The sequence below is a fragment of the Acetivibrio sp. genome (assembly GCF_035371925.1).
Taxonomy (GTDB): domain Bacteria; phylum Bacillota; class Clostridia; order Acetivibrionales; family Acetivibrionaceae; genus Hungateiclostridium.
On sequence record NZ_DAORXT010000068.1, the window covers coordinates 1 to 15,797 of the forward strand.

Below are 15,797 nucleotides of genomic sequence, written 5' to 3' on the forward strand. Positions count from 1 at the left end.
ATTCTAACTTATTTTGGCCGTTTTGTCTGTCTTAATTTCTGGTATCATTATACAATCCCTCCGTTATTGATATATCGTTAAGTGTGTAAAATAATCGAAAAAAGGCATAAAAACACCGCAGAAAGTAGCCTACGGATAAACTTCAAACTCTGCGGTTTGTACAAATATGCAAAAGCGCAAGCCATAGTCCCGCAATATAATGCCGGTATAAACTTGTCAAAAAAATTACTTTAGCAAATACATAAATATAAGTGAGAGCACCAGTGTAACAACTCCCGCACCAAATGCCAGCAATACCTTTTGATATGGCCTTTTGCCCTCTTCCCTTGCCTTTGCAATTTCGTCCAATCTTTTACCTTCAATAAATGCAATAATTTCGCGATATGTTTGAATATCAAAACCCTTTTTCCTCCGTTCAATCAAATTTAAGTGAAGATGTAGAATTAACGCAAAGTCATCTGGAAAGTCTAACGACATTGGAAGCACCTTCGTCCAAAATCAAGAGTATTGAAGGGCTTCAATATGCAATTAACCTTGAGGTACTTGATGTTACAAATAATGATATCGTGGATCTGCAGCCTCTGTCCAACCTTGAAAAATTACAGGATTTATTTTTAGGTTACAATAATATTAAGGATTTATCGCCGCTTTCCAACTGCACCAGCTTAAAAAGGCTTTATATTCACTGTAACCGGGTGGATAGTCTAAAACCTTTGCATAAATTAGAAAATATAAAAACACTTACAACGGATGAAAATAATATATCAAGTCTTGAGGGCATTGAAAATATGAAAAACCTGACAAGTTTATATGCAGGCAGCAACAGGCTTACTGAAATAACGCCTGTCTCACAGTTGCTTTCGTTGGAAACAGTATATTTATATGATAATAAAATTAAAGACATCTCTCCTCTCCAAAACTTAACAAATATTGAATCTCTTCGATTAGAAAACAATAAAATCAAGGATATCTCTTTTCTTAACGGACTGACACGGATAAACAACATTAATTTAGAAAATAACCAAATTGAGGATATTTCTGCATTGGTAAAGCTTGCGGAGAACGGTGCATTCAATTTTAAGTACAAAGGTTTGGATTATGATATCAATATAGCTGGAAATCCGATTAAAATTGAAAAAGATAATACAATAAAGAAGTTGGAGCAACTGGATGTAAGGGTGAAATATTAAAAGTCAACATAGAAAGCAGAAGCTCTCTTCAATGCTGTATTATCCAAATCGTGCTTTCCCGAAATTTACGAAACTCAGAAAAATATTCGAATTTTTCATCTAAAGCATTTATAAGCCCGCCTCCCTCATAAGTGAAAAACAGACCCCTTTTTCGTTTAAAACTCATTTCCTGAATATAAATAAATACTCATGTGCTATTAATAAAAAATTATACTTTATACTCTGGTTCCTCCAGTAACCGGTTGAACTGCAATTATGCTGTTCCTTTATCACAATTTCTTTTAACTTAAAACCTGCTCGTAAAAACGTCTGCATTACATTGAAACCAATAGGAATCATGTGACCTTTTCTCCGAGTATCGCCCATAAGAATTGCACAAAATCTACCTTTTTTCAGCACCCTGTAGCTCTCTTTTGCCACTTTTTCCATTTCAACTAAAAAGTCATTGATATCATAATGGGAAAGATCCCCTTGTATGTCTTCGCTATACTTAATGATATTGCTATAAGGCGGATGGGTGCATATAAGATCTATGCTTTCATCGTCAATAAATCCAAGGTGCCGGGCATCTCCAACATGTACCTCTGCCTCTCCGCAATCCTCTTTTTCAAAATTTATATTACGCGAAGTCAAATTTACTGCCTCAGGGTTTATATCAACACCTATACCTTTTCTTTTCAAAAGCTTTGCTTCAACAAGCGTTGTCCCGCTTCCCACAAATTGATCGAGCACAGTTTCCCCTTCTTTGGAATATCGCATAATAACATTCCTCGGAATAAAAGGTGACCAATTGCCCCTGTATTTTCCGCTGTGCGTAGCCCAGTCACCCCTGTCAGGAAAGCTCCATACAGTGGATGTCTCAAGATTGAAATTCTCAGGTTCCCACGTTCTAATATTCGGCTTACCGACAAAATAACCTTTTGCGTTCTCTTCGAAATATATCCTTGCCTCTTTTGCGACCTTTTTGACAAACGCTTGAGTTACATCATTGTTCGTTGCCGTATCTTTTATATTTAAGTCATTCAGAATATCGTTTTTTATATTCTCAACAAGCCTCAAATATCCATCTTTATGCCTTTTTTCAAGATGTTCAGGATACTGTGTTCTGGTATGCTCTTCTCCACAATACAAACACTTAACTTTTCTTCCCATAATTTTCACAACCCTTGTGATATGATGTCCTCAAGAATACCTTTTTGGACCATATCAAGATTTAATATATAATCCACCTTATCAAAAGACTCCCTTAGAGGCTTCTGAGCAGTTTCCCAACCTTTACCGTCTGTAATCCAAATAAATCCGTGCTCAGGTGTCTCATTCTTGATAAAGTTAAACAGTGTAGAAAATTCTCCAGCTACTGACTTTAGTTTCGAACCGCCACCGCCATAATAATTTGTTTCAACGAGATATAGTTTTTGGCCATTGTCTATTGCAAAATCAAATGAACGCTCCGATTTGTCTACAGAAACATCATATTCGAAAGATGCTTTAATCTTGTGCGAGGTAGCTTGGGGCAGATATCGGTAATTATTTGTGGAGCAAATTTTTTTAATAAACAGCTCTGTTATCATCTCCATAGCCGTACCGCTACGGTTTTTCCTTGCATTGGTGTCAAGACCTACTTCAACGCCAATTACATAATCAACAACACTTTTTATGTTTTTCTTCTCAAACATCGAAAGAAGACCGGTTTTTTTAGCGAACTCAGCCAGCATTTCTATTTCATCAGGACTATATTTCTTCTTTTTCCGAAACACATATTCTTTGTAATTAAAAACATTATCTTCAAGCGGGTCAAGCACTTTAATACTTTTCTCTCTTAAAGCCAGTAAAATGGGAAGAATTTCTGCTATTTCGGGATATCTTCCTATTAACATTTTAAATTCTTCCACTATGTTTTCCTTGCCGACAAGGTAGTTCAAAATATTTAATACAACTTCGACGCTTCCTACCTTGTTCATTACTTTTTCCCAAGCAACAAAAAAGTCCCAACCCTTAATGGTCTCCTTCATATGCTGTAGCAAGTATTCAAAAACTTCATCTGCATTATTGCAGCCAAGCCGGCTTTTGAATATATCCGAATATTTCATGCCATGCCCCCTGTATTTACTTCATAATTTGTAACAAGAAGTTCACTAATCAATCCCCTTCGACTGCCGTTTGAATTAATTGCCCTTTTAGCCTTTATTCTGTGAATGAAAAAATTTTTATACAGCTCATCAAAAAAATTATCATTCGGGTCTTCATTTTTAGGATCAGAGTTACTTAGCATAAGTAAAGCACCTGTATCATTCATTTCTGAAAAGAAATTCGCCAGTTGTATCTGAGCTTCATCTGTAAAATCAAATTTACTATAAGATGTAAAACTAGATGTAACATTAAGTGGCCGATACGGGGGATCAAAATAAACAAAACTATCCTTATTAACATATCCGGCACACTCTCTATAATCTCCGGCAAATATATGCACCCTTTGAAGCAAAAAGCTTGCAGCATACAAGTTATCCTCATCACAAATAGTCGGATTTTTATAATCCCCGGACGGTACATTGAAATGGCCTGCACGATTAACTCGGTAAAGTCCGTTAAAGCAAGTACGATTTAGAAAAATAAACTGTGTAGCCCTTTCAATGTCTGGCTGACCGCTCTTTAAAGTTCGTGAATTGTATGCATTTCTTATCTCATAATACATGCCTTTTCGAGATTCTTCATCTAAATTTAAATATTTAGACTCTAAACCCGAAAGATATTCCACCAAGGTATCTACATCATTTTTAATCGCTGCATAGGTGTTAATTAAATCCTCATTTATATCAAATATAAAAGCTTCTTCAACTTTATATTTCTGCAAAGTTTCAAATAAAACTGCGCCTCCTCCTACAAAAGGCTCTATATAACGTCTTATACAACCTTTAATAAGCGAAGAAGGATAATACTGTTTAAAAGTGTCGAGCAACTGTCCTTTTCCTCCTGCCCACTTTACAAAAGGTTTTGCACATACAGTAGAATCAATATTAATAATACTAATTGCAACTCCCAATTCGTTATCTCCCTTCGTATTTTCGTTTTTTATCCCGATGTATCTTCAAGTTTCTAATCATCCGTCAATATAACCTGTAATAATCCGTGTCTATCTATACATGGTATTCTGCCACGACTATCGCTTCTTTAGCCATAACAAGTCACAATATAATATGCGATAATTTTCCATACCCCAATTGAGAAAACTAATCCAACTAAATAATACTTTATTCCAAAAACATAATAAAATCAATACATAAATCTGCCAAATACTTCAAATTTATTACAATACTTTTAGATTACAAAGTGTAGAATAACTTAACATTTCGCTCCAAATTCATATAGCAAAATTTAGTTTTGTCTTTTTACTTTTTCACACTATGCTATATTATCAACAGATATTATCATTAAACCGCAATGAATCTTTTCATAAACTGCCTCCATTATCACTGAGAGTATATTGGTAGCCTTCTTCTGCACTTGTTCCGTCACATTTATGTCCGTCGCTGGAAAAGCAAATGTAAATATTCAATAAAATCTCTTCCTCTCTCGGGTCGCTGTTGTTTGCTTCAATCTTCGTCTTTATGTCAAGTATTTGAGGTACTTTCCTTCTTGTTCATTGCAATCTCCATTTCCTTATGCATGCTTTACAAAAAGACGCAAACAATAAAGTTGAAGGCAAAAAAGAAATGTGTTACAATCAAGTGCATAAAAAAATCTGTTTCGAAAGGTGACATAAATGAAGCAAAAAAGGCAGTATCCCAAAGTCATGATATCCTCCAAGGCGGAACGCAGTGTCAAAAATGGACATCCATGGATTTACGGAGAAGAGATTGTAAATACAGAGGGTGAGCTCCAAAGCGGCGGTCTGGTAGATGTGTTTGCGGGAAACGCCTTTATGGGTACTGGCTTTTACAATAGTGCCAGCAAAATTACCGTTCGGCTTATTTCTCGCAATGCCAACGACGTATTTGATGCTCGCTTTTGGCGCCGCCGTGTGGAATATGCCGTTCGTTACCGCAAAACCGTCATGCCCGGTGCAGATTTCGACTGTTGCCGTCTGATTCACGGTGAGGCTGACCAAATGCCGGGGCTGACAGTGGACCGCTACGGCAGCATTTTGTCCGTGCAAATCACCTGCCTCGGCATGGAACTTGTCAAGGATATGGTTTACCATGCCCTCTGGGATGTACTTGCTGAAATGGGTGAAACTATTACCGGTATTTTCGAACGCAATGACATTGCTCTTCGCACACGGGAAATGCTGCCTGAGTATAAGGGCTGGTACCGGTCCGATGGCATACCTGTGCCTAAATCCGCGATTACGGAAATATGCGAAAATGGCGTGAGATATCTGGTAGATGTGGAAAACGGGCAAAAAACCGGCTTTTTCCTTGATCAAAAGTATAACCGCGCTGCTGTGGCCCGGATTGCCACGGGCAAACGGGTACTGGACTGTTTTACCCATACCGGTTCCTTCGGCCTTAATGCAGCTTTAGGTGGAGCAGAGCATGTGACCTGCGTAGATGTCTCCCAATCGGCCATTGACATGGCAAAAGCAAATGCCGTACGCAACGGACTGGACGGAAAAATGGATTTTCTGTGCGAGGATGTGTTTGATTTGCTGACAAAACTGGCAGAGCAGAAACGCCAGGACTATGACTATATCATCCTTGACCCGCCGGCCTTCACCAAATCCCGCAAAACGGTGAAGTCTGCTGCCCGCGGATATAAAGAAATTAACTTGAAGGCTATGAAACTACTGCCCCGTGGCGGATATCTGGCAACTTGCAGTTGCAGTCACTTCATGACGGATGACTTGTTCCGTGAAGTGCTGGCAAGTGCTGCAAAGGATGCTTCCGTATCCCTCAGGCAGATTGAGGCTCGCCAGCAGGCACCGGACCATCCCATCCTGTGGAATGTTCCGGAGACGGACTACCTTAAGTTTTATATTTTCCAGGTTGTATGACCAGTATTTCAGAAAACAGGTAGAGTCAAACTTTTAATTAACCGGAAAATCAAAATATGTATCCGGATAAGGTTCATTCTTTAACTTGTAATGCCACCATTCCTTGGTGTAGGCTTCAAACCCGGCAGCTACCATGGCATCCCGCAAAATGTTCCGGTTTTTCTCCTGCTCGGGAGTAATTAAATGGGTTCCATGGTTGGAAATTTCACCAAAGAAATCAAAACCGCTCCCCATATCCAGTTCTTCGCCTGTAGATATATGGGCCAATGTCAGGTCAACCGTACTTCCCCTAGAATGGCCGGATTTTTCTGCAATATAACCCAATTTAAATAAAACAGACTTGTCCAATTCAGGATAATATTTTTCCTTCATTTTTGCATCATCCAAGTCCTGTGCCCATCGCACAAAATGGTTAACGGCCCTTTGCGGGCGATAAGCATCAAAAATTTTTATGTAATATCCTTGCTCATATAATGCATCTGCCGCTATTTTAAGTGCATAAGCCGCTTCCTCGGTAAGTATGGCCTTCGGCGCTTCATACCCGTCAATCACCGTTCCTGTAAAATTATCATTGCTAAAATACCGGATTTCAAGCTGCGCAGTTGGGATCACATCAGTTACATATACAAATCCGTCAGGAAGTGAATATTGATTTGAATCAGGCGCAATAGTGGGCTCAATAACCGTTGACGGCTCCGTTACCGCTAAAGCTTTAGATGGCGTGGCAGATGAAGATACCGGACTCAATGTCACTACCATGTTGGATGTAGTTGCCGGTTTCCCATCTGAAACGCATGATGTAAATAGAATCAATACGGCGAGAATAACTATGAAAAATTTTATATTTGGCAAGTTATTATTTTTACCTTTTTCATAACTTGCTCTTCTTGATGCTGGCACATTACCACTCCTTTTTCCACATTTCGCGGTGGCATATTGTTTCAAAACCGATGGCTGTATAAAATTCCGGTACGCTACCAAAGCAGCATGTCGCACCAAGGGCTTTTGATTTCTATATTCCCACCGTATGAGTAATTGTAGCAAGCCTTATTCTGAGATACTTGAAAGTTTGACATCAATGAACTGATTGATTTTCAAGTGTTTGATTGTCTGTTTCTCAAACCTTCATAGGCATTATTTAATGCTTCAACCAATAAAAAAACATTAGTTATAGGATCGCCTTGAGGTTCCCCCATTTGCACCTTTTGAGCCCACAGCTTTCTTGCTGCTTGAATAGCAAAATTTTGTCGTTCTTTCAAGCGAGAATACATTCCTTTTGTTCCATGTGTATAACAGATACCTAAATATTCACTTATTCTTTTGTCATACTCTGTTTTACTTATAGTTCCAGTTACCATTTGAAAATGCAGCAAAAACCACAATTCAAAACACTGCACAGAATAAATCGCATTAAACTTCTTCGCCCTTGCCGCTTGTACCGCACGATTAAGGCCCTCAGGATCTCCATCACAGTCAAAAACACACCAAACTTCGTCGGGTGAGATCGTCCCATATTTCTTATTCAATTTAACCCATACCTTGTTAGCCTTTGTAACTACGTTTTCATGTTGCCCGGCTCCCGGGACAATATATACAGCACCGTAACTATAGTAATATCCTCTGTCCGAAGCCGCACCTAATTTGCTATAATAGGGAAACGCCTTAAAATAATCCGCCTCCGTAACTTCTCCTTCGCAAACAATGAGGAAAAACGGGCTAGGGCGTATATATTTCTTTTGTCTTTTATAACTGGATGTATCTCGCTTCTTCCCCACAATATAACCCCCTGTCCACTTTTATATGTTCAAGTTAAACTCCCCAAGATATGGGATGGCACCAAAGCGACCGGCTAAATAATTATTCAAATAATTAAAATTACTTCTAATATCCAAATCGATGTCATATAAACTGTACATGGTGCTTTCTCCATATTCATTCTTTTCAATAAAATATATCTGGTCTCTCCGAAGTAACTTAGGATTCATTAAAAGTGTATTATGGGTAGTAAAAATCAACTGTGCATTATGTGGGTTAGTCTTAGAATCATTAAAAAGTCGTATTATTCTCTCACACAATAGCGGATGTAAGGAACTTTCAATCTCATCTACAAGAAGAATGCCTCCATTCTTTAGCACAAATAAGACCGGGAACAGTAAGGCGTATAGCTTCGCAGTTCCTCTCGATTCCACATCCAGTGGAAATCTTTCTTCACCAACAATGTTATACTGCTCATCATATTTAAAATGATGCATATATGTTTCCAACTCGTTAGACTCAGCAGCTTCAACACTTTGACCCTTTTGCTTTATAAACTCAATAAATTGGCGAAGAAATTCATCCTCATCAGTCTTCTTTTTGATTACAGAAATACCTGCGATACCAATATCAGCATCTTTCAAGAAAGACAAAACCTCTTCTTTGGAAAGAATCTTACTCTCCGAACCCTTTAAAATCTCCTCTTCTATCATACTTTTAAAAAACATCTCCGGTAGATTGCTTGGTCGTATATAAAATTTTAAATAATTAACAATTTCTTTTGCCCAATCAAATTCTTTAATCGAATCTTGGGCCAATGTAAATAAAAATGGCCTTGCGACATCAGGTTTTATATAATCCAATGCCTTTTTATCCTCAAAATATGTTCCTGTACGGACAATTTCATTCCTTTTCCTTTCAAAATAACATGCCTCTTGCCTCTTTGGCACAAAGTACAACCATTCCGAATAAATACCCTTGTTATCTATCTCAATACCATAGCGATGACGTTTACCATTCAGAAAAAACGATATTTCAAAAAATGCAGGCTTATTCTGACTTTCTGTGTCAAGTTTAAAGTATGGTAAATTAGCTATCATTTTATGAGTATCAGCATATGAGGAAAAAATGTTATTAAGAAAACTAAACGATTCAATTAAATTTGATTTTCCACTAGCATTAGAACCAAAAATTGCAGCACTTTTTAACAGCGTCATACTTTCATGTTGAAACAGATTAGTATCCGATAACTCTCGATTGTTATCAGCTACCATTGACAAAACAATTTCATTCTTAAATGACATAAAATTTTTGACCCTATACTCAATCAACATGAAATCCACCCCCTCATTTATTAAATAATAACACTTTTTCGCACTACTCGCAACATTTTCGCGAAATTTTCTCATAAATCGCACCACCATTTTAAAAATTCTTATATCATATTATTCACATTGTATAGGAAAATATGCAAAACACTTCCCTATATTCCTCTTGATTAATTGATTCTTTTGAGGAAATTGATAAAATCGCAGATGAAGTAATAAAATTTGAACACAGCTGTGCCTACGGAATATCGGCGGCACTTTGTGCTTCAATGTACAATACCGTATGTTACTTCCAGTATTGCAAAACAAAAAAGCCCTAACGGGCTTATGTTTTTATGTCATTTTTTCACTTCATTATATAATGCAAAATATCAGTTTATTAAATCGTCCAAATCTTCTTATCTTTCAAATATTTTCAGCAGAAACATCTTTACTTTTTCATGCTTTCCGGTATACGGATGTTCTCGCAATGGTAAATTAAAACGTGTTTTACCTTTCAAAACAGTGGTCGGGTGTGTAAACTCCCTAAAGCCCCACTCTCCATGGTATGCGCCCATTCCCGAATGTCCTACCCCATTGAACGGTACACCCTTTACCATCATATGAATGCAAACTTCATTAATACATCCTCCGCCGTACTGCTGAGTTGACATAACCTTATTTGCCCACTTCATATCTTTGGTGAAAACATACATAGCAAGAGAATGTTCTCTGTCAGCAATGGTCTCCATGAGCTTGTCGACTTCTTCATCCTTGAAGGGCACAATCGGCAGAAGAGGGCAGAAAAGCTCATGTCTTACTATGTCCTCGTCTACTTTGACCGGATAAATCATTGTCGGAGCAAAACGTCTTGTTTCTTTGTTGCCTTTTCCACCGAAAATAATTCTATCTTTATATTCTTCAGCCGTTTTCCGGCATTTGTCATATGCCGCATCATTAATTAGCTTCGGATACTCTTCATTTTCCTCGGGCTTTTCACCGATTTGTCTGATAAATTCCTTCTTTAACGCCTCTATAAAGGAATCCGCTATCTCATCAGCCACCGCAACCTGATTGATATTAATGCAAATCTGACCTGCATTGCAAAGCTTGAAAAATGCAATTTTGCGTGCAGCATCCTTTATATCTGCGTCTTTTCTGACAATACACCAGTTGCCGTTTTCACCGCCAAGCTCAAGCGCAACCGATGTAAGGTTTTTCGCCGCTTGTGTAAGCACATGCTTGCCGACTTCCGGTGAGCCAGTGTAGAATATTTTATCAAACCGCTGTGCAAGGCACATATCAGCCACATCATGACCGCCGTCTATAACCGTGATATAGTTTTCGGGAAAAGTTTCTGCAATCAGTTTCTGCAAAGCTTTGGTGCAGGCCGCCGATTTTGAGCTTGTCTTAATCACTGCGGTATTGCCTCCTGCAATACATGCCGTCAATACCCCTAGTGTCAGAAGAATCGGAAAATTAAACGGACTGATAATCAGCGAAACACCGTATGGAAGCTTGTATACCGTGGTACGCGTGCTTGGAAAACACATAAGGCCGCTGAAATGCTTTTCCGGCCTTGCCCATTTTTTCAGTCCCCGTATGGTTTCGTTTATTTCCACTATTACAGGCCCAATATCGCACAAATATGCCTCTGTTTTGCTGCGCCCCAAATCTTCGTACAACGCCTTTTCAAGCTCTTCCTCATGGGCAATTACTGCAGCCTTCAATTTTTTTAGCTGATGCAGCCTCCATTTAACGTCAAGAGTGACCCCGGAGCGAAAAAACCTCCTTTGATTCGCCACTATTTCCTGTATTTTCTCTTGTGTATAAGTCATGATACCCTATCCCCTTTCTAATCTCGTCGAGCAAACGAACAATTTCCTTGTCGCTGAAAATTTTTGAAGGCGAATAATTAATGGAATCGGCATTTATCATCTTAATAAGTTTTTTATAGTCTTTCTCGTCAATCAAATCACAACCTTTTTCAAAGCCGCAGGTCTTAAGCAGTTCTTCCAGAGCGGCAATAAATCTGTCCGCCGCAGCAGCTTTGTCATCGGTTTCTTTGGAAAATCCGCAATAAACTGACAGCCTTGCAAGCTTATCCATGCAAATTTCTTTTTGAAATGAAACAACCGGTATAAGGCACAGCGCAATTGCTTTTCCGTGAGGAATGTCATACAAGGCCCCGATTGAATGTGCAAAGGCATGGACATATCCGGCAAGCTGCTTGTTGATGGCATTTCCGCCGTAATAGGCGGCAAGACACATATTCTGCCTTGCATCAATATTGTGCGGATTTGAAATAAGAGACGGTAGATTTCGGAATACAAGCTTTACACATTCGCGGCTTTTTTGAATATCTTCATCCCTTGTCTTTATGTCTGCAAGACACCCTTCTATACCGTGGCTTAGAGCATCAATTCCACAGCATACCGTAATGTTTTCAGGCGCACCGGTTGTCAGCTCGCTGTCAAGCACAACATGAGAGACATTGAGCCCAACAACAACTGTGGAGCTTTTTATCCCTTTTTCATTCTTAACCATGGCCGCAACAGTAATTTCAGCACCTGTTCCGGCCGTACTCGGTACAGAGATAACAGGTAAAGTTTTTCCCCTGACATAGATGAATTTGCGCAGGAGACTTTTAATATTGTGCCTCGGCATTTTTACACCGGCGGCTATTATCTTGCAGGAATCCAGTACGGAACCTCCTCCGAGAGCTATAATGCAATCGGCGCCGCAGTTTATAGCAACAGTTCTCCCTTCTCTGATTATGTCAATTGTAGGTTCAGATGCAATATTATTAAATACAGTGCATTTGATGCTGTTTGCTTTCAACGAGTTTAGAATTTTTTCGTGATAACCAAAAGAATAAACTGTTTTGTCGGTTATAAGAAGCACCGATTTGAATCCTGCTTCCTCACAAATCTCACCGATTTTTTCTCTTGAACCATAGCCCTCAGTCACAACAGGCTCAGGCTTTGGAACCGGTTTGATTAAAATTCCCGGCAATTTGCGGATTATTTTTCTGAGCAAATAAAAAGACATTTTTGTCACCTCAAACTATAAACCTATAAAGACATCCGTTGGAGTTTGTTATATCTTTGGAAAACTACGAACTAAAAGATTAATTCTTTTTTATCAGCTATCTACTCAAGAGGTTATAGATAAATGTAAATTCGAATTAATTAAAGCTCTCTTTCCATCTCCTTACAAAAGTTTTGCTTGAAGTGATTGATTCATCTTGCCATTTCCAATTTGAATACTTTTTATTCTAAAAAACCTGTTTTAAATCCTGCAGTGTTCTCATGTATCTGGATCTAAAGTTCAAAATATATTGTAAATCATTTGTCTGTTTTTTTCAACGCATAAGAGCTATTGCCAAAAAATTCATATAGCAGCAATCAACCTATTTTATTTAACATAAATCTCTCGGTCCATTTGGAACATTGCGAATTTGAAGCAACTCCAATACATATGGCACAAGTTCCATTAGGTCCTTTATGATCATGCAGGCGGTCTGCATGGGTTAATATAAAAGCTGCCGATAAGAAGGAGGCAACGATCATGCAAATGCAAATCGTCAAAGCAATACTCTTTACCTTTATTAATAATTATTTATAATTAATAAACACTAGTCCGATTAGGCATATTACAACACCAACAATTTTATTCCAAGTCAATACTTCTTTGTATAGTAAAGTTCCAACAAAGATCAATGCAACTGCAAGAAAAGCACTATGTACAATCTGGGCTGTACTTACTTGCCATCCGGCTCTATAGGCATAAATCCAGCCAACTTCAAGCCCCACCAATACAGCTCCAAACGCAAACGGTGCCCAGTTTATTTTACCGAATTCCCTGATTATACTTGTCCCCTTGTTCATTGCAAAAAACAAAATCAAGGACATTACTGCTCCTACAGAGTAGGTTATAGTCAAAGAAGCAAACGGATTCATGTTATTTGGTACGGATTTTGCACAAATTTGATATATCGTGTTTGATAATACGACCAGTGCAATCGGCCAGATATAATTAAACATTTTTATATTCCTCCTTGTATGATAAAAACTTTAAAACGCACTATCCCCATATAAAAGCATTTATTTCCATTATTTGGTTTTATCATCAAAACCATATAAAGCCTTTATTAAAGGAACAATTAGAATTCTTCCGGGAATGGCAATACAGTTCGTTTCTTCCTTTACTTCACGTGCCACTGCCTTGCGTGGTTCCTCATTTATTTCTACTGAGCCCTATATGCACAAATAATTATACCAGCTATATAAGCCAACTTGAATACAAATAGCCGTAAAAAGCCCTTTGCACTCAAAGTCTCAGATATGTATAAGCTGCGTCTCTAATATCTCTTTAAATTTATCTTTTAGACCTTCAATAATCAATTAGGCTACCTATAAAAAAACGAATGGCACCAAGAAAAAATAAGATACTTATAAATCAGTAATAATTATCGCATGTCCGGAATAAAAAGGCCATAAAAACATTAAAGCCATTACTTCCCATAGTTACAAGGAAGTAATGGCTTTATTATTCCGCTTCTATTATTCTACATAGCTTATGCTTGTGTCTACACCGATTGTACTAGTCGTACCGTCCCAAGTTATGCCAATATCAAAGGCTTTGGCTACATCTCTTAACTTGAAATAGTTGTTTCCGTTGATGTTATAAGCCGTCAGGAATATTTCTTTGCCGTCTTTATAAATCTTTGACGTGGTAGGGATTGCAACTTTTGCTTTACCGTCACCCTTTGCCAGCTCGCCGCCTGCCGGGGTGTAAGGTTTGTTTGAGATCAGGTTGATTGCGTTGTTTGCTCCGTCCCAAGTAACTTCAAAATTCTTTTCCGTATTGTTTACGGCCTGTGCAATATCTCTTAGCTTGAAGTAGTTGTAGCCATTGATGTTATAGGCCTCAAATTCAACAACTTTGCCGTTTACCAATACCTTGGAAGTTGTCGGGTTGACATTTACCGGAGTTGAATCTTTAGGAACCGGAGCCTCAGCCGGGGTGTCAACCGGTATATCACCTATGTGTACGCAAAAAACACCCGGAAAACTCGAAGAAATAAGTCCATCATCTACAAGAATAAAAAAGTATTTACCCGGTTTGCTTAAGGTAGCAGTAGTACCGTCAGCAATCAACCAATCTTCCGGTGGCTCGCTATAGGTCTGTTTATTGTCAAAATTATAAACATATTCATCATAGGAATAGTATTTGGGGTCAAAGGTTGTTGGGATATCTCCCTTATAGGTAAAATAAAAAGTTCTCATTGCAGTTTTTGCAGTAATGATTACCGGTCCGGTCTCTGCATAGTATGTAGGAACGCCGCCATTGTCATTGTAATATGCCAGAATATCTTTGACGGTTATCTCTTCATCTTCATCATAATCATAATCCACTACCATGTTAAGAGACTCAACAGGAAAATCAAAATATACTTCTGCTTCTGTTTCGCTTAATATCTCATTTTTCTTTGAAGAGATGTTTGTCAACTCAATTACAATGCTTCCTTTGTTGTTCGAATCGCTGTACCCTCCATAAAATGTTTCGGTTGTAGCTGCAAAGGCTGTTGTAGTAAGTACAAGCAAAAATACTACGGCTACTACGGTCGATGAAAAACGTTTTCTCATTTAATCCTCTCCTTTTTAGTTGATAGTATTACCGCTAATATTATGCGTGCACTAATATATATCGACATCTATCGACCTTTTTTTTATAAACTCCAACCTTATTTTTAGAAATCTATGGTTTACTCATATCCCTAAATCTACCCATACCTTTGTATTTCAATTTCATTCCGCCAATAATGGAAAACTTACAGCGATACTATTTCTACGGCATTAATGATTCATATCTTGGATTTTCTATTGCCTTTGAATATTTAATAGTGCAATATACTAAAACTCAATCATTTTCCATGCTTTCAGGACTTGATTCTTTGTTTTTTTATCCAATATCTCACCGGAAAGCACATTTAAGACAAAGCTTTCTATTTCATCCGTTTTATGTTTTTCCCGAATATTTAGTAAAACGTTCAGAATATCAATCAGTATTGATTTTCTCATAGTTTCTTTAACAGCCATGATATCAAGGGAAATTAATCCTGAGGCTATTTTTTCATTCAGTTCCGGCTTTGCCGAAGCAATTTTCCCAAGCGATTGAATACACTGGCGTATAGTGATGGGCTTTTCGTCCTCAAGGAGTGCGAGATACTCGTCAATAGTCTCCTCCATTCGGTTTTCTATGTCCCACCTGGCATTTTCCGCTATAAGCATAAGCCCGATGCTTCGCTGATAGGAATTGCTACTGCTGAGCTTTTCACGAAAAGTATCCCAAAACGGATAGACATCATTAGAAAATACCGTTCTGTTCTGTAATAGGAGAAATGCCCGGTAACGAATGCTGTCGTCTTTTAACGACAACCATTCTACCAACTGCGAAATATCATTTTTATCGAGTTCTTTTGATGCCTTCTCAAAATCGCTTGTTGGAATAGACATCATATTATCCAAATCAATCATATTTTTATCCTCC

At 38.1% G+C, this 15,797-nt stretch carries 15 protein-coding genes; 2 read left to right on the forward strand and 13 right to left on the reverse strand.

Annotated features, from left to right (window positions below; all coding sequences use genetic code 11):
* Window positions 1–225 precede the first annotated feature (225 nt).
* Complete coding sequence (locus PLH43_RS09720; protein ID WP_324362547.1) at window positions 226–477, reverse strand: hypothetical protein; 252 nt, start codon at window positions 475–477, stop codon at window positions 226–228.
* Between PLH43_RS09720 and PLH43_RS09725 the strand changes: the two genes are divergently transcribed.
* A complete protein-coding gene (locus PLH43_RS09725; RefSeq protein WP_324362548.1) occupies window positions 477–1,190 on the forward strand; it encodes a leucine-rich repeat domain-containing protein in 714 nt (237 codons plus the stop codon). The genes PLH43_RS09720 and PLH43_RS09725 overlap by 1 nt on opposite strands.
* A gap of 162 nt (window positions 1,191–1,352) precedes the next feature.
* Here the strand turns inward: PLH43_RS09725 and PLH43_RS09730 are convergent, their stop codons facing one another.
* The 3 genes from PLH43_RS09730 to PLH43_RS09740 are packed head-to-tail and all read right to left on the reverse strand — an operon-like array spanning window position 1,353 to window position 4,230.
* Window positions 1,353–2,342 (reverse strand): DNA methyltransferase, encoded by a 990-nt coding sequence (locus tag PLH43_RS09730; protein WP_324362549.1) that lies wholly within the window; start codon window positions 2,340–2,342, stop codon window positions 1,353–1,355.
* Window positions 2,343–2,347: 5 nt separating this feature from the next.
* Window positions 2,348–3,280: a type II restriction endonuclease gene (locus PLH43_RS09735; protein ID WP_324362551.1), complete on the reverse strand. Its 933-nt coding sequence runs from the start codon at window positions 3,278–3,280 to the stop codon at window positions 2,348–2,350.
* Entirely contained in the window at window positions 3,277–4,230 is a 954-nt protein-coding gene (locus tag PLH43_RS09740; protein WP_324362553.1) for a DNA adenine methylase, read from the reverse strand. Before PLH43_RS09740 ends, PLH43_RS09735 begins: the two co-directional genes overlap by 4 nt.
* Before the next feature lie 720 nt (window positions 4,231–4,950).
* Between PLH43_RS09740 and PLH43_RS09745 the strand changes: the two genes are divergently transcribed.
* Window positions 4,951–6,180 carry a class I SAM-dependent rRNA methyltransferase gene (locus PLH43_RS09745; protein ID WP_324362555.1) on the forward strand — a complete coding sequence of 410 codons (1,230 nt, stop codon included), beginning with the start codon at window positions 4,951–4,953 and terminating at the stop codon, window positions 6,178–6,180.
* 33 nt (window positions 6,181–6,213) lie between these two features.
* Here the strand turns inward: PLH43_RS09745 and PLH43_RS09750 are convergent, their stop codons facing one another.
* The 9 genes from PLH43_RS09750 to PLH43_RS09790 all read right to left on the reverse strand — a co-directional run.
* A complete protein-coding gene (locus PLH43_RS09750; protein WP_324362557.1) occupies window positions 6,214–7,080 on the reverse strand; it encodes a M15 family metallopeptidase in 867 nt (288 codons plus the stop codon).
* Window positions 7,081–7,274: 194 nt separating this feature from the next.
* On the reverse strand, window positions 7,275–7,955 hold the full coding sequence (locus tag PLH43_RS09755; protein WP_324362559.1) for an RloB family protein: 681 nt from the start codon (window positions 7,953–7,955) through the stop codon (window positions 7,275–7,277).
* A gap of 21 nt (window positions 7,956–7,976) precedes the next feature.
* Entirely contained in the window at window positions 7,977–9,344 is a 1,368-nt protein-coding gene (locus PLH43_RS09760; RefSeq protein ID WP_324362561.1) for an ATP-binding protein, read from the reverse strand.
* A 317-nt stretch (window positions 9,345–9,661) separates the two neighbouring features.
* Entirely contained in the window at window positions 9,662–11,080 is a 1,419-nt protein-coding gene (locus PLH43_RS09765; protein WP_324362562.1) for an aldehyde dehydrogenase family protein, read from the reverse strand.
* Window positions 11,004–12,293 carry an iron-containing alcohol dehydrogenase gene (locus PLH43_RS09770; RefSeq protein ID WP_324362564.1) on the reverse strand — a complete coding sequence of 430 codons (1,290 nt, stop codon included), beginning with the start codon at window positions 12,291–12,293 and terminating at the stop codon, window positions 11,004–11,006. The genes PLH43_RS09765 and PLH43_RS09770 overlap by 77 nt, the downstream gene beginning before the upstream one ends.
* Window positions 12,294–12,859: 566 nt before the next feature.
* Window positions 12,860–13,288: an EamA family transporter gene (locus tag PLH43_RS09775; RefSeq protein WP_324362566.1), complete on the reverse strand. Its 429-nt coding sequence runs from the start codon at window positions 13,286–13,288 to the stop codon at window positions 12,860–12,862.
* A gap of 69 nt (window positions 13,289–13,357) precedes the next feature.
* Window positions 13,358–13,489 (reverse strand): hypothetical protein, encoded by a 132-nt coding sequence (locus PLH43_RS09780; protein WP_324362573.1) that lies wholly within the window; start codon window positions 13,487–13,489, stop codon window positions 13,358–13,360.
* Between the two features lie 318 nt (window positions 13,490–13,807).
* Entirely contained in the window at window positions 13,808–14,893 is a 1,086-nt protein-coding gene (locus PLH43_RS09785; protein ID WP_324362569.1) for a hypothetical protein, read from the reverse strand.
* A 267-nt stretch (window positions 14,894–15,160) separates the two neighbouring features.
* Window positions 15,161–15,797 (reverse strand): hypothetical protein (locus PLH43_RS09790; RefSeq protein WP_324362571.1); only part of this gene is annotated, 637 nt, incomplete at its 5' end.

Excerpts from the sequence above, each read along its gene's own strand:
- PLH43_RS09720 (WP_324362547.1), bottom strand. The coding sequence starts at position 477 with ATGTCGTTAGACTTTCCAGATGACTTTGCGTTAATTCTACATCTTCAC.
- PLH43_RS09730 (WP_324362549.1), bottom strand. The coding sequence starts at position 2,342 with ATGGGAAGAAAAGTTAAGTGTTTGTATTGTGGAGAAGAGCATACCAGA.
- PLH43_RS09735 (WP_324362551.1), bottom strand. The coding sequence starts at position 3,280 with ATGAAATATTCGGATATATTCAAAAGCCGGCTTGGCTGCAATAATGCA.
- PLH43_RS09745 (WP_324362555.1), top strand. The coding sequence starts at position 4,951 with ATGAAGCAAAAAAGGCAGTATCCCAAAGTCATGATATCCTCCAAGGCG.
- PLH43_RS09760 (WP_324362561.1), bottom strand. The coding sequence starts at position 9,344 with ATGAGAAAATTTCGCGAAAATGTTGCGAGTAGTGCGAAAAAGTGTTAT.
- PLH43_RS09765 (WP_324362562.1), bottom strand. The coding sequence starts at position 11,080 with ATGACTTATACACAAGAGAAAATACAGGAAATAGTGGCGAATCAAAGG.
- PLH43_RS09770 (WP_324362564.1), bottom strand. The coding sequence starts at position 12,293 with ATGTCTTTTTATTTGCTCAGAAAAATAATCCGCAAATTGCCGGGAATT.
- PLH43_RS09775 (WP_324362566.1), bottom strand. The coding sequence starts at position 13,288 with ATGTTTAATTATATCTGGCCGATTGCACTGGTCGTATTATCAAACACG.
- PLH43_RS09785 (WP_324362569.1), bottom strand. The coding sequence starts at position 14,893 with ATGAGAAAACGTTTTTCATCGACCGTAGTAGCCGTAGTATTTTTGCTT.